Genomic DNA, 20,247 nt, shown 5'->3' on the forward strand with positions numbered 1-20,247 from the left:
GGCTGAAGCAATTTGCTACTAGCCAAAAGCAATTATTATGAGTTTTTTAAATAAAGTTCTTCAAGGATTCTTAGGCGACAAAAACGCTAAAGACCTCAAAGAAATCAAAAAAGTTGTAGACAAAATTAAGAAAGTAGAGCCAGCAATTGCCGAGCTTTCGGATGATGAATTGAGAGCAAAAACTCAAGAATTCAAAGATAAAATTGATGCAGCTACAGAACACATTACCAATCAGGTAGTAGAAGTTCATGAGCAAATTGCAAAATCTTCTGACATAGACGAAAAAGAAAAACTTTTTGGGCAAATTGAAGCGCTGAAAAAGGATTCTTATCAAATTGAAGAAAAAGTTTTGAACGATATTCTTCCAGAAGCTTTTGCGGTTATCAAAGAAACTGCAAGAAGATTGGCTCAAAATGGTGGACTTACCGTTACAGCAACTGAGCATGACCAAGAATTAGCTGCTGCTAAAGATTTTGTAGAAATTAAAGGAGACAAAGCTTTCTGGAAAAATAAATGGGATGCTGCTGGTAAAGAAGTAGTTTGGGACATGGTTCACTATGACACTCAATTTATCGGTGGGGTTGCACTTCACAGTGGTAGAATCGCCGAAATGGCAACTGGTGAAGGTAAAACTTTAGTAGGAACGCTACCTATTTACTTAAATGCACTTCCTGGTCGTGGTGTTCACGTAGTTACTGTGAATGATTATTTGGCAAAAAGAGACTCGGCTTGGATGGGACCAATTTATCAGTTCCACGGTTTAAGCATCGATTGTATCGATTTACATCAACCCAATACAGATGCAAGAAGAAAAGCTTATCAAGCAGATATCACTTATGGAACCAATAATGAGTTCGGTTTTGACTATTTAAGAGACAACATGGTTTCTTCGCCTGAAGAATTAGTTCAAGGTGAATTAAATTTTGCAATTGTAGACGAAGTTGACTCAGTATTAATTGATGATGCGAGAACTCCATTGATTATTTCTGGGCCGATGCCTCAAGGTGACAGACAGGAATTCGATGTGTTAAAACCATCTGTAGATAGAATTGTTGCCGTTCAGAAACAAATCGTTTCTAATTTATTAACCGAAGCGAAGAAATTAATTGCAGCAGGTAATAAAACAGACGGTGGGTTTAAACTTTTGCAAGCTTACAGAGGTTTGCCTAAAAACAAACACCTCATCAAATTCCTTTCAGAAGAAGGAATAAGAGTGCTTTTACAAAAAACAGAAGGGGAATACATGCAAGACAATAGCAAGAGAATGCGTATTGTAGACAAAGACCTTTATTTTGTAATCGACGAGAAAAATAATCAAATAGACCTTACAGACAAAGGTGTAGAATATATGTCTCAAGGGAACCAAGATGCCAATTTCTTCGTTTTAGAAGACATCGGAACCTTGATTGCTGAACTAGAGGCAAAAAATCTTACTAAAGAAGAAGAATTTGCTCAAAAAGAAGAACTTTTCAGAAATTATGCTGTAAAATCTGAAAGAATACACACGTTAAGCCAGTTGTTAAAAGCATATACATTATTTGAAAAAGATGACGAATATGTAGTCATCGATGGAGAAGTAAAAATTGTAGACGAGCAAACTGGACGTATCATGGAAGGAAGACGTTATTCTGACGGACTTCACCAAGCGATTGAAGCTAAAGAAAATGTAAAAATCGAAGCAGCTACTCAAACTTTCGCTACCATTACGTTACAGAACTACTTCAGAATGTATAATAAATTAGCTGGGATGACGGGTACTGCAGAAACTGAAGCAGGCGAATTCTGGCAAATTTATAAATTAGACGTAGTAGTAATTCCTACCAACAGACCTATCATCAGAGATGATAGACAAGATTTAGTTTATAAAACCAACAGAGAAAAATTTAATGCTGTAATTGACGAAATCGAAAGACTTACAGCGGCAGGAAGACCAGTACTAGTAGGTACAACTTCTGTAGAAATTTCTCAGTTCTTGTCAAAAGCGCTTCAATTAAGAAAAATTCCGCATAATGTATTGAATGCGAAATTGCACAAAAAAGAAGCAGACATCGTAGCTGAAGCTGGTAGAGCTGGTGTAGTAACCATTGCTACCAACATGGCTGGTCGTGGTACCGATATTAAATTGCAAGGAGACGTAAAAGCAAACGGAGGTTTAGCAATTATAGGTACAGAAAGACACGATTCTAGACGTGTAGACAGACAGTTAAGAGGTAGAGCTGGTAGACAAGGAGACCCAGGAAGTTCGCAATTCTATGTTTCTCTGGAAGATAACTTAATGAGACTTTTCGGTTCTGAAAGAATCGCAAAAATGATGGATAAAATGGGACACAAAGAAGGCGAAGTTATTCAGCACTCTATGATTACCAAATCTATCGAAAGAGCTCAGAAAAAAGTAGAAGAAAACAACTTCGGTATCAGAAAAAGATTGCTGGAATATGATGATGTAATGAACAAACAACGTGATGTAATCTACAAACGTAGAAAAAATGCATTGTTTGGCGACCATTTAAAATATGACATCATTAATACCATTTATGATGTAGCAGCATCTATCGTAAGCAATACAAAAGGGGGCAACCAATTCAAAGAATTTGAATACGAAATCATCAAATTCTTCACAATGGAGGCTCCACTTACTGAAGCTGAATTCAAAGCAAAAACTGAAAGAGAAATCACAGATATCGTTTTCAAAAAAGCTGAAGAAGACTACAAAAACAGATTGGTTTTATTGAAAGAAAACTCTTTCCCAATCATAGAAAATGTGTTTAAACAGCAAGGTCACATGTTCAAAAACGTACAAGTACCTTTCTCTGACGGAACCAAAACACTTACCATCGTTACTGATCTTAAGCAAGCTTATGAAACACAGTGCGAATCTATGATTAATGATTTCGAGAAGAATATCTGTTTAACCATTATAGACGAAAACTGGAAACATCACCTTAAAGAAATGGATGATTTACGTAAATCTTCACAAGGTGCAGTTTATGAGCAAAAAGACCCATTGGTAATTTACAAACAAGAGTCTTTCCATTTGTTCAGCGAAATGATGGATAAAGTAAACAAAGAAATTATTTCTTTCTTATTCAAAGGAGAAATCCCAACTTCTTAAGACCAAAAATACATATATTGATAAAAAACCGAAGAAATTCTTCGGTTTTTTTTTGAAATTGATTACAATCAAGATTTTCTGAGAAAAATTTTAATACTTTAGCAGTAATTAAAAACAATACAATGAAAAAACTGATTACAATTTTTACTCTAGCTGTTAGCACGTTTACATTTTCTCAAAATTCTACAACTTTAAAATCAAATGACATTGTGATAAATCCTGTTGCATTAGTTTTAGGAGCTGTAAATGTAGAATACGAAAGAATTATTTCAGAAAATTCAGGAATTGGAGTAACCACTTCTTTTCTTCTTGATGACTATATAATAGAAGATAATAATGGGTTCAGTATAACACCTTATTATAATTATTATTTTGGTAAAAAAAGAGCCAATGGTTTTTATATTGGCGGATATTGCAGCATTAACAGTGGAGATGTAGAAAAATCTTATTATGTTTCTTCTCAATATGGAGGATACACGATGTATACTACAGAAAAAGAAACCAATTTTGGTGTCGGATTTAAATTTGGAGGAAAATGGGTGGTAAAAAACGACATTGTCTTAGAAATCGGAACAGGATTAGGACGAAATTTTGGAGGCGAAAATAAAGTAAACACCACAGGAATGTTAGGAATTGGCAAAAGATTTTAACTATTATTAAAATAAAAATTAAAACAACAACGTTATTTCTAAATGAAAAAGTTTTTTATATTTTTGATGAGTATTTTACTGATTTCTTGTAACGGACAAGAAAATAAAGTTTCAAAGAAAAAAAATCTTAAAATGGAAAACAAAAATCTAGAATATGCTACTTTTGGTGGCGGTTGTTTTTGGTGTGTAGAAGCATGTTTTGATATGCTGAAGGGTGTAGAATCTGTAACTTCTGGCTATTCTGGTGGTCATAAAGAAAATCCTACTTACGAAGAAGTTTGCACAGGAGAAACAGGTCATGCAGAAGTGGTACAAATCGCCTTTGATCCTTCTGTAATTTCTTTTTCACAATTGTTAGAATCTTTTTGGTTCCTGCACGATCCTACACAATTAAACAGACAGGGTGAAGACATCGGCACACAATACCGTTCCGTAATTTTCTATCATTCTGAAAAACAAAAAGAAGAAGCACAAGTTTCTATGGAAAATTCAGAAAAATCTGGAAAATGGAACGGAAAATATGTTACTCAAATCGTTCCTTTTGAAAAATTCTGGGGCGCAGAAAAATATCACCAAAATTATTTTGAAATCAATCCTAATCAGCCATATTGCAGCGCTGTAGTAGGTCCAAAAGTAGCCAAATTCAAAAAACATTTCGGCGAACTTGGGTTATTGAAATAAAGAATTGAAAAATTTAACTTTTGAGCAGACTAAAAAGTCTGCTCTTTTTTTGTAATTTAGAGTAAAAATTTTCCCGTTGAAAAAACTAATTCCACTTTTATTTTTAACCATTATATTTTCCTGCATTAAAAACACTGTAGAATCTGATTCTGCAAAAAATAAAACGTATTTAAAAGCCACAGACTTGAGAGATGCTGGCGAAAAAGACTCTGCTTATATTTATTATGCATTAGCAAAGGATGATTTTTTGAAAAAAAATGATTCCATCTTTGTAGCTAAATGTCTTGTCAATATGGCCATTATTCAAACAGAAAAAGGTGATAATTTTGGAGGAATTGAAACTTCATTAGAAGCGGAAAAATATCTCAAAAAGAATGACGAGATTACAAGAGAGATTAAGTCATCTAATTATAATAATCTTGCACTGGCACATGTTGAATTAAAGGATTACAAAAAATCAGAAAAATATTATTTCTTAGCTCTTAATCAATCTAATAATTCTTTATCTAAGCTCATATTTTATAATAATATTGCAAATAATTTTTTAGATCAAAAAAATTACCAAAGTGCAAAAACATATTATAAAAAAGCATTGAAAACCCAAGATAGCTTAAGTTACGCAAGAGCTTTAAACAATTGGGGAAGATGCTTGTACCTAGAAAACAAAAACACCAAAGTTTTGCCTTATTTTCAAAAAGCTTTACTCATTAGAACGATTTTAAAAGATTATTGGGGACTTAATTCCAGCTATGGAACTTTAGCAGACTATTATAAAGAAATAAATCCTCTAAAATCTATTTTTTATGCTAAAAAAATGTACGAAGTTGCATTAAAAATAGAAAATCCTGATGATAGATTAGAAGCACTAGAAAAATTAATCGCTTTAGAAAAATCAGAAAACTCAAAAAAATATTTTTTCGAATATCAAAAACTGAATGACAGTTTGCAAACAGCTAGAGCAAAAGCCAGAAATCAATTTGCACTGATTCGCTATGAAACCGAAAAAGCCAAAACAGAAAATATAGAAAAAGAAAATCACATTTTTAGACAAAAAGTGGCGATTGCATTTCTCGTCACAGGTTTATTGGTTGGTTTATTTTGGTATTTAAGAAGAAAAAAAAGACTGGAACAAGAAAAAGAAATTGAGGTAAAAAACACTCAAATTAAATATTCTAAAAAAATACATGATGTAGTAGCCAATGGTTTATACCAAACTATGGTAGAAGTAGAAAATCAAGAAGAGCTAGACAAAGAAAAACTCCTTGATAAACTAGAAAAAATGTACGAAGAATCAAGAGACATTGCTCATGTAGACATTAATAAACAAATAAAAAAAGAATTTTCGGTTAAGCTTTTTGAAATGATTTCTTCTTATTCTTCACTTCAGCAAAAAGTTTTAGTCATAGGAAACGAGCAGAATATTTGGCAAAACGTTTCTCAGAATATACAATCAGAAATTTTCTATGCACTTAGAGAACTCATGATTAACATGAAAAAACACAGTCAAGCGACATTAGTTTCGGTAAAATTTGAAAAAATTGAAAATATTTTAAAAATAAAATACACCGATAATGGCCTTGGAATGGGCAATGCAGAAAATAAAAAACTTTCTGGAATCAAAAATACGGAAAACCGTATTGAGAACATTGGCGGAGATATTAATTTTGAAAAAAATCTACAAAAAGGATTACAAGTAAATATATCTATTCCAATTCATTAAAAATGATGTTTAATAAAGTACTAATAGCCGAAGACCACGAAATCAGAAATCTAGGAGTCATCAAAACTCTAGAAGAATTGCAAATTACAGATTATGAGTTTGTAAGTTATTGTGATGATGCCGTTTCTAAACTAAAAACTGCTATTTCAGAAGAAAAACCTTATGATTTACTCATTACGGATTTATCTTTTGACACCGATTTCAGAGAGCAAAAATTGACTTCTGGACAAGAACTCATCGCTGAAGTGAGACAATTGCAACCCAATATTAAAATCATCGCTTTTTCTATCGAGAAAAAACCTTCTATTATTGATGAACTTTTTAAAAAACATCACATCAATGGTTTTGTAAGCAAAGGCAGAAATGATGGTAAAGAACTGAAAAGTGCCATCAAAAAAGTTTTTGAAAACAAAATTGTGATTCCTCAAGAAATCATTAATTCCATCAGAAATAACTCATTTGAATTTACCAATTATGATGTGTATTTGGTAGAACTTTTGGCTAAAGGTTGGCGTCAACAAGAAATAGAAGACCATTTTAAAAACACCAATATAAAACCAGACAGCAGAAGTTCTATAGAAAAAAGATTAAGTGAACTCCGCGAAAGTTTAAGCGCCAAAAATAACACGGAAATGGTGGTACTTTGTAAGGATTTGGGGATTATTTAAATAATCCTTTTTTTACGAAATTATTTTACAAAACTCCTCATTAGTAAATTTAGGCAATATAAAAACAAAAAATAAAACCCAATTACGGAAAACCGTAATGAAACAAATTTTTATCAGTCTACATTTGCAGAAGTAATCTTCTACATACTCTTTTTAATAAATGCAAAATTTTATTTTTAAACTAATAACTTTTTATATAACAACACACTTGCATTGAGAGTAGAGTAAGTTTTAAACGGGGAAATGGTGGGAGAAATCTCACCATTTATTTTTTTCAGTACTTTCAAAATTATGGATTTTTAAAATCAAAGAAGAAAACACAAGCGAAAACATGAATGGCGAGAATTATTTTCTCGCCATTTCTGTATGTGGAATATCATCTTCCAGATATTTTTTCCCAGTGTCTTGAAACCCAAAATCACTATAAAATTTAATGAGATAATCTTGTGCAGAAATTCTACATTCAGTGTTGTTAAATCTAGTTTTTATAGCTTCTAAAGCAAATTTGATAAGAGTTTTTCCTAATTTTAAATTTCTAAAATCAGGATGGGTAAGAACTCTTCCGATGGAAGTTTCTGGATATTTTACACCTTCAGGAAAAATCCTACAATACGCAACCACTTTTCCTTCTTTTTCTGCAAAAAGATGAAGCGCTTTCTGGTCATAACCATCTGCATCTAAGTAATAACAAGTTTGCTCTACCACGAAAACCTCTTGTCTCACTTTCAATATCTCATACAATTCATGAATAGATAACTCTTCGAATGATTTTATTTTCCATGTTATATTAAAAACATCACTCATATCTCTTTACAACTGTTTTGAAAAAAATAGTTCCTTTATATTTTTTATTTGCACCAATATATTGTGGCTCGATTTCAACTTTTAATTTTCCAAATATCGAATCTCCAATTTTTAAATAAGGCTTACTAATTGTTAATTCTTCCAGGTCAACTTTATAATATTTTTTATTGTTTGGAAAATAATATTTTATTTTAGAAAATTTATGCTTCAAGGTGAACAGTGAAAATCCATTAAAGGGTTTATCTTCTTTTCCTATAATAAAATAATATGAGTGGTCATTATTCTTTAAAACTTTACAAAAATCAAAAAAAACAACATCATAATTTACTTTTTCCTCATCTTCAAAAATTATTTCCGTGCTTCTTTGGTTTAAAAATTTATGATCTGCTAAACTTGAATCATATTTAATTTTTTCCGAATTAATGATGAAATAATATGATATAGAAACAATTAATAGAAAAATAAACAAAAAACTATAAACAAAAATTTTATAAAACTTTGTTGACATAACTACACGAACTTCACTTTATTTTTAACCAAATAAGCATTGGTTTTTTCAATAAATTTCAGAATTTCATCACCACCCATTTTCTTTTCAGCAGAAGTAATATAAATATCTGGTAAATCTTCCCAAGTTTCTAGAAGTTTGGTTTTATATACTTCTACATTTCTGTCTGCAGCTCCAGGTTTTAGTTTATCCTGCTTGGTAAAAACGATAGAAAACGGCACTCCATTTTCTCCGCACCATTCCATAAATTCTAAATCTATTTTTTGAGGAGTATGTCTTATATCAACTAAAACAAAAAGGTTTACCAAATTTTTTCTATTCAGAATATAATTGGTGATGAGTTTTTCAAAATCTTTTCTCAAACTTTTAGAAACCTTAGCATAACCATAGCCAGGTAAATCAGTAAGATACCAATTTTCATTCACCAAAAAATGATTAATCAATTGTGTTTTACCAGGAGTTTGAGAGGTTTTTGCCAAATCTTTATGATTCATAATGGCATTGATTAACGAAGATTTCCCCACGTTACTTCTCCCAATAAAAGCATATTCAGGAATCGTAGGTTCTGGGCATTCTTGCCATTTCCCACTAGATTTTACAAAGTTTACAGTCTTTACTATCATATTCAAAAAATGGAAGCTTTTCAACTTCCATCATTATTTTTTCTTCTTAATTCTAAATTTTATCTTTTAACCAGTTATAAAGAATTTCATTAAATTCTTCTGGTTTTTCCATCATCGCAGCGTGACCGCATTCATCTAACCAGAACAAGTCTGAATTAGGAATTTGCCTATCCATTTCTTCTGCTACATCTGGTGGAGTTACTCCGTCTTGTTTTCCCCAAATAATACAAGTTGGTTGTTTTATTTTTGGCAAATCATGGAGCATGTTATGCTTGATGGCACTTTTCGCTAAAAGCACTGTTTTAATGCCTTTCATTCTATCATTTACCACCGAGAAAACCTCGTCTACTAATTCATCTGTAGCTACTTTCGGGTCAAAGAAAACTTCTTCTGTTTTCTTTTTGATATAGTCTCTGTCTCCTCTTCTTGGGAAAGTTTCTCCAAAACTTTTTTCGTACAAACCAGAACTTCCTGTTAAAACTAAAGAATGCACTAACTCTGGATTAGCTAATGTTAGAATAAGGCCAATATGACCACCCATAGAATTCCCCACTAAAGTTACGGGTTGTCCTATTTTATCTTTTATAAATCTTGCTACATATTTTGCGATGCTGGTAAGATTAGTATTCAGCACTGGCAAATCATAAATAGGAAGTTGCGGAACATAAACTTTATAGCCTCTTTCTGAGAAATAAGTAATCATTTTATCAAAATTACTTAAGCCTCCCATCAATCCATGTAGAAGTACCATAGGATGACCTTCTCCGCTTTCTATAAATGTATATTTCTTCTCCTTTTTGGTATTAAAAATCATATAACGTATCTGTCAAACGCAAAAATACAAAAAAAATAGAATTTTGACCGGTTTTTGTTATGTTAATTTCATTTAAAGTATGTCAATTGGGCATACATCTACCCTCATATCACACTCATTTATTAACATTTTATTAATCAACAAGTTAGCTACATAAAGCTCTACTGGTAAAAAGTTATCAACATTAAGTTAAAAAGTGGGAAAAAGTGGGAAATTTTAGAAAATAATAAATAAATTTGCTCCAAATGATTCATTTCTACGAAACATATGAATGCAAGATTGATGACAAAGGCAGAATAAAGCTTCCTTCGTCATTAGTAAAACTATTGCAAAGTTCTGAGGATAAGAACTTTGTAATTAAGCGTGCTGTGTTTCAGAATTGCTTAGAAGTTTACCCGATGCAGCCTTGGGAAAAACTGATGAAAAAGATAAACGGACTGAACCGTTTCGTGAAAAAGAATGCAGATTTCATCAGAATGTTTACCGCCGGTGTAAAAAACGTAGAGCTGGATTCTTCTGAGAGGATTCTTATTCCAAAAGATTTGAAACAATTTGCCAATCTTCATAAAGAAATCGTGATTTCAGGAGCGGGTGAACTGTTTGAAATTTGGGACAAAGAAGCGTATGAAAAAGTAATTGCTACCAACGAAGTTGATTTCGGGAAACTAACCGAAGAGGTGATGGGCGAAATCAATTTTGACGAAGAATAATCTCTACACCTCAATTTTATAATTTTTTAAATCTAATAGAATGTATCACAATCCTGTATTATTAAAGGAAAGTATAGACGCTCTCATCACTAATCCTGATGGAGTTTACGTAGATGTAACTTTCGGAGGAGGCGGGCATTCTCGTGAAATATTAAAAAGACTTTCCAGCAAAGGAAAACTATACAGTTTTGACCAAGATTTAGACGCGCTTAACAATTCTATTGATGATGAAAGATTTACATTAATCAATCAGAATTTTAGATTTTTAGAAAATTCTCTTTTGATGCACGGTGTAACTGAAGTAGACGGAATTTTAGGAGATTTAGGCGTTTCTTCTCATCAGTTTGATGCTGCAGAACGTGGTTTTTCTACCAGAAGTGATGCTCCTCTAGACATGAGAATGAACGTGATGCAACATCTTGACGCGAGAAAAGTTGTGAATGAATATGAAGAAGAACATTTGGCCGATATTTTCTACTACTATGGCGAGATAAGAGAAGCCAGAAAACTAGCGAGAGAAATTGTTCATGCTAGGAAAACTAAGGAAATTGTAACCACCGAAGATTTGAAAAAAGTCTTTAGTTATATTCCTCAGTTTAAGCAGAATAAATTTTTTGCACAGTTATTCCAAGCGATTAGAATAGAGGTAAACCAGGAGCTAGAAGTTTTAAAAGAAATGTTGCTACAATCTTTTAAAATCTTGAAAAAAGAAGGGAGATTAGTCGTGATTTCTTATCATTCTTTAGAAGACAGATTGGTAAAACGATTCCTAAAAAACGGAATGTTCGAAGGAGAACCAGAACGAGATATTTATGGAAATTATGCTAAAGCTTTTGAATTGTTAAAAAGCAAAGCCATCATTCCAACAGAAGAAGAAATAGAAGAAAATTCTAGAGCAAGAAGCGCAAAAATGCGAGTGGGAATAAAAATATAATTAAAATCAGACAAAGTCTGTGGCAAAAAGAGTAACATATAATAAAAAACCAAAGAAACTTACTTTCATGGATATCATGAAGGGAAACTTCTTAAACCGTGATGAAGTAAAAGTTCATTACAAATATTTTTTACTCATCTTTTCCTTGTTGATGATTATGATTTACAGCAATCACTTGGTCAACAAAAAAATAGAAACCGTAAACCTACTCAAAGAACAAGCAGAAGAATATAAATCTAGAAATGCTTACGCACAGAGCAGATTGATAAAAGTAAGAATGGAAAGTGAGCTAAGCAAAGAAATGGAAGGAGATTCTCTAATGTCTTTAGAAAATCATCCACATAAACTTTTAATAAAAGTAGACAGTTTAGAAAATGGCGATAAATAGTAATGAATATGATATCAAACGCGGCAAAGCGTTAAAATGGGGTTACCTTTTTGCAGGGGTAGCTTTCATCGTATTTATTATGTTTTTGGCGAGAATTCTTTTTCTACAAAATACCAATGTAGAAGAATTTGAAGACAATTATATCAGTAAAAATTACAGAGAAGCCACTTTAAAAGCAGCTCGTGGAAACCTTTTTGCATCGGATGGTTCTATTTTAGCAACCACCGTAATGAGATACGATGCGTATATCGATTTTAAGACCATCAAGGATTCTGTTTACGACAATAATATTGGCGCATTGACTGATTCATTAAGCCAAATGTTTGGTAAACCTAGAGTTCATTACCGAAAAATATTTGACGAACAAAAAAAGAAGAAAAATCAATATTTTTCATTGGTTAGAGGTTTAGATTTTGACCAGTATGACAGAATTAAAAAATTCCCAATTTTCAGTAAAAAAGATAAAAAAACAGGGAAATTTAAGAAAAATAGATGTCTCATTATCGATAGAAAATTCCGAAGAGAACTAGCAACAGCTCAAATTGGTGCAGGAACCATAGGAATGGATAACGAGATTGGAAAATCTGGATTAGAAGGTGCTTTTTCTAAATATCTTACTGGTACTGATGGCAAAAGGCTAGAGCAAAGAATCAATTCATCTCAGTGGAAACCAATTGATTACTGGAAAGTTCAAGACCCAATTGATGGTCAAGATGTTTACACCACAATAGATTTAAGAATTCAAGATATTGCTCATTCTGCTTTAGAAAAACAACTGCTACATTTCGAAGCAGATCATGGTTCTGTTCTCGTGATGGAAACCGCTACAGGAAAAGTAAGAGCTATGGTAAACCTTAGAAGAAATGAAGAAGGAAATTATATAGATGCTTACAATTATGCACTGAAAGATGCTACAGAACCGGGTTCTACATTTAAGACGGTTTCGCTTTTGGCTGCAATGGACGATGGTTTCATAGATGAAAATACCAAAATAAACATTGGTGGAATTTCTTGGACTTATTACAGTCAAAAAATTACAGATTCTCACGCAGGTGGAACGTATGACATCAGTGATATTTTAGCACAATCAAGTAACATTGGTGCAGCTAAAATCATCACACAGCATTACGCAGATAAACCAGATGTTTTCTTAAAGCATCTAAAAAGATGGAAACTTTTTGAAAAATTAGAAATCGAACTTCCAGGTGTTACCAAACCTTCAATTGTAACGCCAGAAAATAAAAGATGGAATAAAGCTACATTGGCTTCTCTAGGATATGGTTATAGTGTGAGCCTCAATTTATTACAGCTCACTACATTCTATAACGGAATTGCCAATAAAGGAAAAATGGTGAAACCACTTTTCATAGAAAAAATCATGAAAGATGGTAAAACTTCTTACGAAGCGGAACCTCAAGTTTTGGTGGACAAAATGGCTTCAACTGAGGCGATTAATCTAATGACGGCGATGCTTACCAAAGCGGTAGAAAAAGGAACCGCAAAAAGTATTTTTACGCCAAATATCAAATTGGCAGGAAAAACTGGAACCGCAAGATTTGAATATTGGAAACCAGGACCAACAAAATATCAAGCAAGTTTTGCAGGATTTTTCCCAGCAGATAATCCTAAATACACTTGTATTGTGATGGTGAACCAGCCGAATACTTCAAAAGGATATTATGGTTCAGTAGTTTCGGCGCCAGTTTTTAAAGAAATTGCAGGAAAAGTGTTCCTTAAAACACCACTTAATGTAGAAAAAGAGCTTTTAGTTGATAAAAAGGTGAACCTTAATAAAATGCTAGAACCCAATGTAAAGGTAAATGTGAAAAACGGAGTTCTGCCTAATCTAAAAGGTTTAATGGGGAAAAACATTATTCCACAATTAGAAAACCAAGGTTACCGAGTTGATTATAAAGGTGTTGGGAAAATAAAAAATCAGTTCCCAATGGCTGGAACTGTCATTAATAAAAACCAAAGAATTTATTTGGAATTACAGAATTAAAATGATTTTATCAGAATTATTACATAAAATCCCAGTTTTAGAAACTTTTGGAAATCTCAGTTCGGAAGTTTCAGAAATTGTATTCGATAGCAGAAAAGTTACCGAAGGTTCGCTCTATATTGCTGTAAAAGGGACAGTTTCAGACGGACATTCTTATATTTCTTCGGCAATCGAAAAGGGAGCAAAAACCATTGTTTGCGAAGTTTTTCCAGAAAATTTAATTGATGGAATTAATTATATTCAAGTTAAAAATTCATCTAAAACTTTAGGCAAACTCGCTGCTAACTTTTATGGAAATCCTTCAGAAAATCTGAAATTAATCGGGATTACAGGAACCAACGGAAAAACCACCGCTTCTACTCTACTTTTTGATATTTTCAAAAATTTAGGTTATCAAAGTGCGCTGATTTCTACCGTAGAATACAGAATTAGTGATGAAATTATTCCTTCAACTCACACCACTCCAGATGTAATCCGATTGAACCAAATGTTGGCAAAAGCTGTAGAAAGCGGTTGCGAATATGCTTTTATGGAAGTTTCTTCTCACGGAATTCACCAAGACAGAATTGAAGGTTTACACTTTACTGTGGCTGGTTTTACCAATCTTACGCATGATCATCTTGATTATCATAAAACGTTTGATGAATATCTGAAAACTAAAAAAAGATTCTTTGACGAATTACCAGAAACTGCAGTAGCGATTACCAATGCTGATGATAAAAATGGCGATGTAATGCTACAAAACACCAAAGCGAAAAAGAAAGATTACGCTTTGAAAACTTTGGCAGATTATCACGGAAAAATATTAGAAGTAGACTTCAATGGAATGCTTCTTAATTTCAACGGAAAAGAATTCTGGACGACTTTAACTGGGAAATTCAATGTTTATAATTTGCTTTTGGCTTTTGCAATTGCGGTAGAATTAGGATTTAATGAAGAAGAAGTTTTACAAGCGATTTCAACTCTAAAAAGAGTGAACGGAAGATTTGAAACCATAAAATCTGATGGCGGAATTTTCTTCATCGTAGATTATGCTCACACTCCAGATGCTTTGGAAAATGTTTTAGATTCCATCAACGAAATCAGAACCAAAAACGAAAGATTAATCACCGTTTTCGGTTGTGGTGGAGATAGAGATCACGCAAAAAGACCAGAAATGGGGAAAATTGCAACCAGAAAATCTACTTTGGCCATCATTACCACAGACAATCCGAGAACTGAAAATCCTCAAGATATTATCAAAGAAATTGAAGCAGGTGTAGAACCGCAGAATTTCAGCAAATACACTTCTATTCCAGACAGAAGAGAAGCGATAAAGATGGCAATAAAATTTGCCGAACCTAAAGATATTGTTCTCGTTGCAGGAAAAGGTCACGAAACATATCAGGAAATCAATGGAGTGAGACATCATTTCGATGACAAAGAGACGATTATAGAACTATATAAATTGATGAGTAAATAATTTTTGATGAAGATTTTTCTTGTATTAAAACATCTAAAATCCGAAATCTAAAATCTAAAATTAGAAAATATGTTGTACTATCTATACGAATATCTTACCAATCACGGAATTCACATTCCTGGATTAAACTTACTGAAATACATCTCTTTCAGAGCGGCTTTTGCTGTGCTTTTGTCACTGTTGATTGCTCTGGTTTATGGTAAAAAAATCATCAATTATCTGCGCAACAAACAGATGGGAGAATTGGTAAGAGATCTCGGGTTAGAAGGACAAAAACAAAAAGAAGGTACACCAACTATGGGAGGTTTAATCATCATTTTTGCCACCATTATTCCTGTTCTTTTATTTACAAAATTTAATATTTATGTTCTTCTGTTAATAGTTTCTATGCTTTGGATGGGCGCCATCGGTTTTATAGACGATTATCTCAAAAAAATAAAGAAAAATAAAGACGGTTTAAGCGGAATATTTAAAATTATAGGACAAGTTGGTTTAGGTTTAATCGTAGGAGTTACCATGTATTTTCATCCCGACATTACCATCAAAAGAAAATATGCTGATGCTCACGAAATCAATAGAACAAGCGTTTCTCAAAACTTCGCTCCAGCCGAAAGAGAAACCATTTCTACCGTTCCATTTATGAAAAATAATGAATTTGACTACAGTAAAATTCTTTTCTGGATGGACGAAGCTTCGCAAGAAGAATGGGCTTGGATTATTTTTATTCCACTGGTAATTTTCATTGTAACAGCTGTTTCTAATGGAGCCAATATTACAGACGGAATTGATGGACTTGCTGCAGGAACGAGTGTAGTAATTTTAGGAACCCTTGCATTTTTTGCCTACCTCTCAGGAAACATCATTTTCGCTGATTATCTGAACATTATGTTCCTTCCGAACATGGGAGAAACCACCATTTTCGCAGTGGCTCTAATTGGAGCAACCATAGGATTTTTCTGGTACAACACTTATCCAGCTCAAGTTTTCATGGGCGACACTGGTAGTTTAATGTTAGGAGGTGTAATTGCAGTTTTGGCAATTATCTTAAGAAAAGAATTATTGATTCCAGTTTTATGTGGAATTTTCTTAATAGAAAATCTTTCAGTAATGCTGCAAGTAGCGGTTTTTAAATACAGAAAGAAAAAGTACGGATTAGAGTACGCTCAGAACAACAGATTGTTTAAAATGTCTCCACTTCATCACCATTATCAGAAAAGTGGTTTCCATGAAAGCAAAATTGTTAACAGAATGATTATCATAGGAGTTATGTTGGCAATCATCTGTTTAATAACACTGAAAATTAGATAAAAATTAAGTTCCAAAGGAACAAAAGATATGAGAACGTTGGTTTTTAATCCAACAAAATAAAAAGGTTTGAAATAAAAATCGAAATGGAAAAAATGAAAGTCGTAATTCTAGGAGGAGGAGAAAGTGGAGTGGGCGCTGCAATTTTGGCTAAAACTAAAGGTTTGGAAGTTTTTCTTTCAGACAAAGGCGAAATTAAAGAGAATTACAAAAAAGTTTTGGTAGAAAACGGTATCGAGTTTGAAGAAAAAAACCACGATGAAGAAAGAATTCTTGCTGCTGACTGGGTTATAAAATCTCCAGGTGTTCCTAAAAAAGCTGAAATGGTTCAAAAAATCAAAGCGAAAGGAATCAGACTTTCTTCGGAGATAGAATTCGGTGCAGAATTTACCAATGCCAAAATCATCGCCATCACAGGAAGTAATGGGAAAACCACTACTACATCGCTCATTTATCACATTCTGAAAAATGACAATTTGAATGTAGGTTTGGGCGGAAACATCGGCAAAAGTTTCGCAATGCAAGTTGCGCAAGAGAATTTTGATTATTATGTATTGGAAGTTAGCAGCTTCCAATTAGATGATATTCAGAATTTTAGACCTTACATTTCTTTATTGTTGAATTTGAGTCCAGATCATCTTGACCAATACAATTACAACTACGAAGAATATGCTTTGGCAAAATTTAGAATTGCCGAAAACCAAGAAAACGACAATTATTTCATCTATAATAAAGACGATGAAATGAGTCAAAAACTGCTTCAAGAATTAGATTTGCGAGTGAAGCAAATTCCTTTCTCTATGAAGGAAAAATTAGAAGAAGGTGGTTTTACAGAAGAAGAAAAAATTGTGGTAAAACTTCGCGATGAATTTTCTATGAAAATTGAAGATTTATCATTGATGGGAACGCATAATGTTGCGAATAGTTTAGCCGCCTCTATCGCTGGTAAATTATTGAATATCAGCAACGAAAGCATTAGAAATTCTTTGATGACTTTCCAAGCGGTAGAACACAGATTAGAAGGTGTAGCCGAAATTAATGGTGTAAAATTCATTAACGATTCTAAAGCAACCAATGTAAACGCTACCTACTATGCTTTAGAAAGCATGAAAACACCAACGGTTTGGATTGTTGGTGGAACAGACAAAGGAAATGATTATACAGAAATAGAAGATTTAGTAAAAAGAAAAGTAAAAGCGATTGTTTGTCTTGGATTAGATAATTCTAAAATCATAGAATTTTTCAAAGACAAAAAAGACATTATCGTAGATACTTCTAGCATGGAAGAAGCTGTGAAAACTGCAAAATCTTTAGCAGAAAAAGGCGATACCGTTTTACTTTCTCCTTGTTGTGCAAGTTTTGATTTATTCAATAACTATGAACACAGAGGACAATTATTTAAAGAAGAAGTTTTAAAAAATAATTAAAAAAAGCCACGAAGTGGCGATAAGAAATAAAATAGGATTTCAACCCTATGAAATAAAGAATGGAACAACAAGAAAACAAATTTGAACTTTTAAAAGGCGACAAAGTGCTTTGGATGGTGATTATTTTAATCTCCTTCTTTTCCGTGTTCCCTGTATATTCTGCAAGTTCTAACCTAGAATACATTGTGCAGAATGGTACAACTACGGGACACGTTATCAAGCATATGTTTTTTGTTTTCTTAGGTTTAGCCATTATGAGAGCTGTAGGAACTGTAAAATACGAACACATCGGAAAACTGAGCAGTATCCTTCTCGGAATTATGGTGATTTTACTATTTGTAACCATGTTTACAGGACAAAAAATCGACGGAGCGTCTGCTTCTCGTTGGTTAAAAATCCCTGGAACTCCTATTTCTTTTCAGCCTTCAAGTTTTGCATACCTCATGTTAATTATCTATTTGTGCAGATATTTAACTAAAAAAATTAAAAGAGAAAGACTTCCAATAGAGAACATATTTTACATTTTCGGACCAGTTTTATTGGTTTTCGGATTGGTTGCCAAAGATAATGGTTCTACTGCTTTGATGATTCTAATGGTTTCATTAGCAGTAATGTTAGTTGGTCAACTTTCCGCAAAATACATTTTAGGATTTTTAGGAATTTCAGGACTTTTTGTGGGAATTTTCTTGTTTTTGGCTTTAAAAACAGATTTAATTGGCAGCAATCGTGTTCATACTTGGGTAAGTAGAATAGAAACTTTTGCCAATTCTAAGAAAAATGCCAATGTAGAAGACGAAACTGTAAAAGCAAAAAATTACCAAGTCAACCAAGCAAAAGCAGCCATAGTTCATGGCGGAATTACAGGAATGGGACCAGGAAAATCTGCATTGAAACAGATGCTTCCACAGTCTGCTTCGGATTTTATTTTCGCCATTATTGTAGAAGAATATGGTTTTTTTGGAGCATTCGCACTCATCACTTTATACATGATTATGATGATTAGAATAGTGATGATTGCCAGTAAAATGCGAGCATTTTTCGGGAGTTTATTGGTGCTGAGTTTAGGAATTATGATTTTCGTGCAACTGGCAGTAAATATTGCAGTTGCGGTGAATTTAATTCCTGTAACAGGACAGCCTTTGCCTTTAATAAGTTACGGTGGAACATCAATGCTCGTAACTTATCTTCAATTAGGAATTATTCTGAATGTAAGTTCAAGAATTCTCACCTTCGAAGAAGAAGGAATGGGCAAAAAACAGAATGTAGAAGAAATTAATGATATAGCGTAGTGACAAGTCTCGACTTGTCAAAAAAATGATAAAGAAATGAGCAAAAAATTAAAAGTTTTAATGAGTGGTGGTGGAACTGGTGGTCACATCTTTCCTGCTGTTGCCATTGCGCAGGAAATACAAAAACGTTTTCCTGATGCAGAATTTTTGTTCATGGGTGCCAATGGAAAAATGGAGATGGAAAAAGTTCCTCAAGCTGGCTTCAAAATTGTAGGATTGAATATTGCTGGCTTTGACAGAGGTAATCTTTTGGCTAATGTTAATTTACCATTTAAAGTGATTTCTAGTTTATTGAAAGCTAGAAAAATCATCAAAGAATTCCAACCAGATTTTGCGGTAGGAACAGGTGGTTTTGCAAGCGGTCCCGCTTTATTCATCGCTGCGAGAATGGGAATCCCTACTTTTATTCAAGAGCAGAATTCTCTTCCTGGGAAAACCAATATTTTCAATGCTAAAAAGGCAAAAACTGTTTTCACCGCCTATCCAAATATGGAAAAATTCTTCCACGGAACGAAAACATTATTTTTAGGAAATCCTATCAGAAAAAACATTATTACTGATATCATTGACAGCGATTTAGCCAAAGAAAAATTAGGTTTAGAAAAAGGAAAATTAACGATACTTTCAGTAGGCGGTTCTTTAGGTTCTAGAACTTTGAACAACGGCTGGAAAGAAAACCTCAACAATGTTTTAGAAAAAGATTACCAACTCATTTGGCAAACGGGTAAACTAGATTATAAAAATATTTTAGAAGAAACGAAAGACATTCACAGCAGAAACATACAAATTGTAGAATTTATTAAAAACATGGAAATGGCTTATTCTGCGGCAGATGTTATTGTTTCTAGAGCTGGAGCGATTGCGATTTCTGAATTAGCCATTGCTAAAAAGCCAGTTTTGCTGGTTCCTTTTCCGTTTGCAGCAGAAGATCATCAAACCAAAAACGCTCAGACTTTGGTAGACAAAAACGCTGCTAAAATGGTGAAAGACACTGAAATGAAAGAGAAATTCTGGAACACGCTTTCAGAAATTTGTGAAAATGAATCTTTGAGAAAAGAAATGTCTCAAAATTTAGACTTTTTTGCAAAACAAAAAGCGACAGAAGAAATTGTAGATGAAATTTTTAAAACTGTACAATTTTAAAAAGTAA

General features: G+C 33.0%; 18 protein-coding genes. 14 read left to right on the plus strand and 4 right to left on the minus strand.

Annotated features, from left to right (window positions below):
- Nucleotides 1-37 precede the first annotated feature (37 nt).
- The 5 genes from secA (at nt 38) to C3729_RS03785 (ending at nt 6,831) form a co-directional block, all read left to right on the plus strand.
- Nucleotides 38-3,112 (plus strand): preprotein translocase subunit SecA, encoded by a 3,075-nt coding sequence (secA, locus tag C3729_RS03765; protein ID WP_104792936.1) that lies wholly within the window; start codon nt 38-40, stop codon nt 3,110-3,112.
- Between the two features lie 122 nt (nt 3,113-3,234).
- Complete coding sequence (locus C3729_RS03770; protein ID WP_104792937.1) at nt 3,235-3,762, plus strand: DUF3575 domain-containing protein; 528 nt, start codon at nt 3,235-3,237, stop codon at nt 3,760-3,762.
- Between the two features lie 42 nt (nt 3,763-3,804).
- Nucleotides 3,805-4,443: a peptide-methionine (S)-S-oxide reductase MsrA gene (gene msrA, locus C3729_RS03775; RefSeq protein WP_104792938.1), complete on the plus strand. Its 639-nt coding sequence runs from the start codon at nt 3,805-3,807 to the stop codon at nt 4,441-4,443.
- A 76-nt stretch (nt 4,444-4,519) separates the two neighbouring features.
- Entirely contained in the window at nt 4,520-6,163 is a 1,644-nt protein-coding gene (locus C3729_RS03780; RefSeq protein ID WP_104792939.1) for a tetratricopeptide repeat protein, read from the plus strand.
- A 2-nt stretch (nt 6,164-6,165) separates the two neighbouring features.
- Nucleotides 6,166-6,831: a response regulator gene (locus C3729_RS03785; RefSeq protein WP_260204416.1), complete on the plus strand. Its 666-nt coding sequence runs from the start codon at nt 6,166-6,168 to the stop codon at nt 6,829-6,831.
- Nucleotides 6,832-7,176: 345 nt separating this feature from the next.
- On the opposite strand, the gene C3729_RS03790 is transcribed toward C3729_RS03785, so the two are convergent.
- Genes C3729_RS03790 through C3729_RS03805 form a run of 4 tightly spaced genes read right to left on the minus strand, consistent with a single transcriptional unit; the run spans nt 7,177 to nt 9,580 of the window.
- Complete coding sequence (locus C3729_RS03790) at nt 7,177-7,635, minus strand: GNAT family N-acetyltransferase (RefSeq protein WP_104792940.1); 459 nt, start codon at nt 7,633-7,635, stop codon at nt 7,177-7,179.
- A complete protein-coding gene (locus tag C3729_RS03795) occupies nt 7,628-8,143 on the minus strand; it encodes a hypothetical protein (protein WP_104792941.1) in 516 nt (171 codons plus the stop codon). Before C3729_RS03795 ends, C3729_RS03790 begins: the two co-directional genes overlap by 8 nt.
- A 2-nt stretch (nt 8,144-8,145) precedes the next feature.
- Nucleotides 8,146-8,766, minus strand: a complete 621-nt coding sequence (gene yihA / locus C3729_RS03800; protein ID WP_104792942.1) for a ribosome biogenesis GTP-binding protein YihA/YsxC — start codon at nt 8,764-8,766, stop codon at nt 8,146-8,148.
- Between the two features lie 52 nt (nt 8,767-8,818).
- Nucleotides 8,819-9,580, minus strand: coding sequence for an alpha/beta fold hydrolase (locus C3729_RS03805; protein WP_104792943.1), 762 nt, complete (start codon nt 9,578-9,580; stop codon nt 8,819-8,821).
- A 245-nt stretch (nt 9,581-9,825) separates the two neighbouring features.
- On the opposite strand from C3729_RS03805, the gene mraZ reads away from it, so the two are divergent.
- From mraZ to murG, 9 genes are all read left to right on the plus strand, one after another.
- On the plus strand, nt 9,826-10,290 hold the full coding sequence (mraZ, locus tag C3729_RS03810) for a division/cell wall cluster transcriptional repressor MraZ (protein WP_104792944.1): 465 nt from the start codon (nt 9,826-9,828) through the stop codon (nt 10,288-10,290).
- A 40-nt stretch (nt 10,291-10,330) separates the two neighbouring features.
- Nucleotides 10,331-11,224 carry a 16S rRNA (cytosine(1402)-N(4))-methyltransferase RsmH gene (rsmH, locus tag C3729_RS03815; RefSeq protein ID WP_104792945.1) on the plus strand — a complete coding sequence of 298 codons (894 nt, stop codon included), beginning with the start codon at nt 10,331-10,333 and terminating at the stop codon, nt 11,222-11,224.
- A 19-nt stretch (nt 11,225-11,243) separates the two neighbouring features.
- A complete protein-coding gene (locus C3729_RS03820) occupies nt 11,244-11,612 on the plus strand; it encodes an FtsL-like putative cell division protein (RefSeq protein ID WP_104792946.1) in 369 nt (122 codons plus the stop codon).
- On the plus strand, nt 11,599-13,614 hold the full coding sequence (locus C3729_RS03825; RefSeq protein WP_104792947.1) for a penicillin-binding transpeptidase domain-containing protein: 2,016 nt from the start codon (nt 11,599-11,601) through the stop codon (nt 13,612-13,614). The genes C3729_RS03820 and C3729_RS03825 overlap by 14 nt, the downstream gene beginning before the upstream one ends.
- A 1-nt stretch (nt 13,615) precedes the next feature.
- Complete coding sequence (locus tag C3729_RS03830; protein WP_104792948.1) at nt 13,616-15,076, plus strand: UDP-N-acetylmuramoyl-L-alanyl-D-glutamate--2,6-diaminopimelate ligase; 1,461 nt, start codon at nt 13,616-13,618, stop codon at nt 15,074-15,076.
- 69 nt (nt 15,077-15,145) lie between these two features.
- The gene (gene mraY / locus C3729_RS03835) at nt 15,146-16,384 is read left to right on the plus strand and encodes a phospho-N-acetylmuramoyl-pentapeptide-transferase (protein WP_104792949.1); all 1,239 of its coding nucleotides are present in this window, start codon (nt 15,146-15,148) and stop codon (nt 16,382-16,384) included.
- A 92-nt stretch (nt 16,385-16,476) separates the two neighbouring features.
- A complete protein-coding gene (gene murD, locus C3729_RS03840) occupies nt 16,477-17,808 on the plus strand; it encodes a UDP-N-acetylmuramoyl-L-alanine--D-glutamate ligase (protein ID WP_104793211.1) in 1,332 nt (443 codons plus the stop codon).
- 59 nt (nt 17,809-17,867) lie between these two features.
- The gene (locus tag C3729_RS03845) at nt 17,868-19,097 is read left to right on the plus strand and encodes an FtsW/RodA/SpoVE family cell cycle protein (RefSeq protein ID WP_104792950.1); all 1,230 of its coding nucleotides are present in this window, start codon (nt 17,868-17,870) and stop codon (nt 19,095-19,097) included.
- 36 nt (nt 19,098-19,133) lie between these two features.
- Nucleotides 19,134-20,240: an undecaprenyldiphospho-muramoylpentapeptide beta-N-acetylglucosaminyltransferase gene (murG, locus tag C3729_RS03850; RefSeq protein WP_104792951.1), complete on the plus strand. Its 1,107-nt coding sequence runs from the start codon at nt 19,134-19,136 to the stop codon at nt 20,238-20,240.
- Nucleotides 20,241-20,247 lie beyond the last annotated feature (7 nt).

Source organism: Cloacibacterium normanense (assembly GCF_002943105.1).
GTDB lineage: Bacteria > Bacteroidota > Bacteroidia > Flavobacteriales > Weeksellaceae > Cloacibacterium.

Bases quoted from the DNA above. Each gene is read 5' to 3' on its own strand.
- mraY (WP_104792949.1), top strand. From the start codon at position 15,146: ATGTTGTACTATCTATACGAATATCTTACCAATCACGGAATTCACATT.
- C3729_RS03805 (WP_104792943.1), bottom strand. From the start codon at position 9,580: ATGATTTTTAATACCAAAAAGGAGAAGAAATATACATTTATAGAAAGC.
- secA (WP_104792936.1), top strand. From the start codon at position 38: ATGAGTTTTTTAAATAAAGTTCTTCAAGGATTCTTAGGCGACAAAAAC.
- yihA (WP_104792942.1), bottom strand. From the start codon at position 8,766: ATGATAGTAAAGACTGTAAACTTTGTAAAATCTAGTGGGAAATGGCAA.
- mraZ (WP_104792944.1), top strand. From the start codon at position 9,826: ATGATTCATTTCTACGAAACATATGAATGCAAGATTGATGACAAAGGC.
- C3729_RS03785 (WP_260204416.1), top strand. From the start codon at position 6,166: ATGATGTTTAATAAAGTACTAATAGCCGAAGACCACGAAATCAGAAAT.
- C3729_RS03795 (WP_104792941.1), bottom strand. From the start codon at position 8,143: ATGTCAACAAAGTTTTATAAAATTTTTGTTTATAGTTTTTTGTTTATT.
- C3729_RS03825 (WP_104792947.1), top strand. From the start codon at position 11,599: ATGGCGATAAATAGTAATGAATATGATATCAAACGCGGCAAAGCGTTA.
- murD (WP_104793211.1), top strand. From the start codon at position 16,477: ATGAAAGTCGTAATTCTAGGAGGAGGAGAAAGTGGAGTGGGCGCTGCA.
- C3729_RS03790 (WP_104792940.1), bottom strand. From the start codon at position 7,635: ATGAGTGATGTTTTTAATATAACATGGAAAATAAAATCATTCGAAGAG.
- C3729_RS03770 (WP_104792937.1), top strand. From the start codon at position 3,235: ATGAAAAAACTGATTACAATTTTTACTCTAGCTGTTAGCACGTTTACA.
- rsmH (WP_104792945.1), top strand. From the start codon at position 10,331: ATGTATCACAATCCTGTATTATTAAAGGAAAGTATAGACGCTCTCATC.
- msrA (WP_104792938.1), top strand. From the start codon at position 3,805: ATGAAAAAGTTTTTTATATTTTTGATGAGTATTTTACTGATTTCTTGT.
- C3729_RS03830 (WP_104792948.1), top strand. From the start codon at position 13,616: ATGATTTTATCAGAATTATTACATAAAATCCCAGTTTTAGAAACTTTT.
- murG (WP_104792951.1), top strand. From the start codon at position 19,134: ATGAGCAAAAAATTAAAAGTTTTAATGAGTGGTGGTGGAACTGGTGGT.
- C3729_RS03845 (WP_104792950.1), top strand. From the start codon at position 17,868: ATGGAACAACAAGAAAACAAATTTGAACTTTTAAAAGGCGACAAAGTG.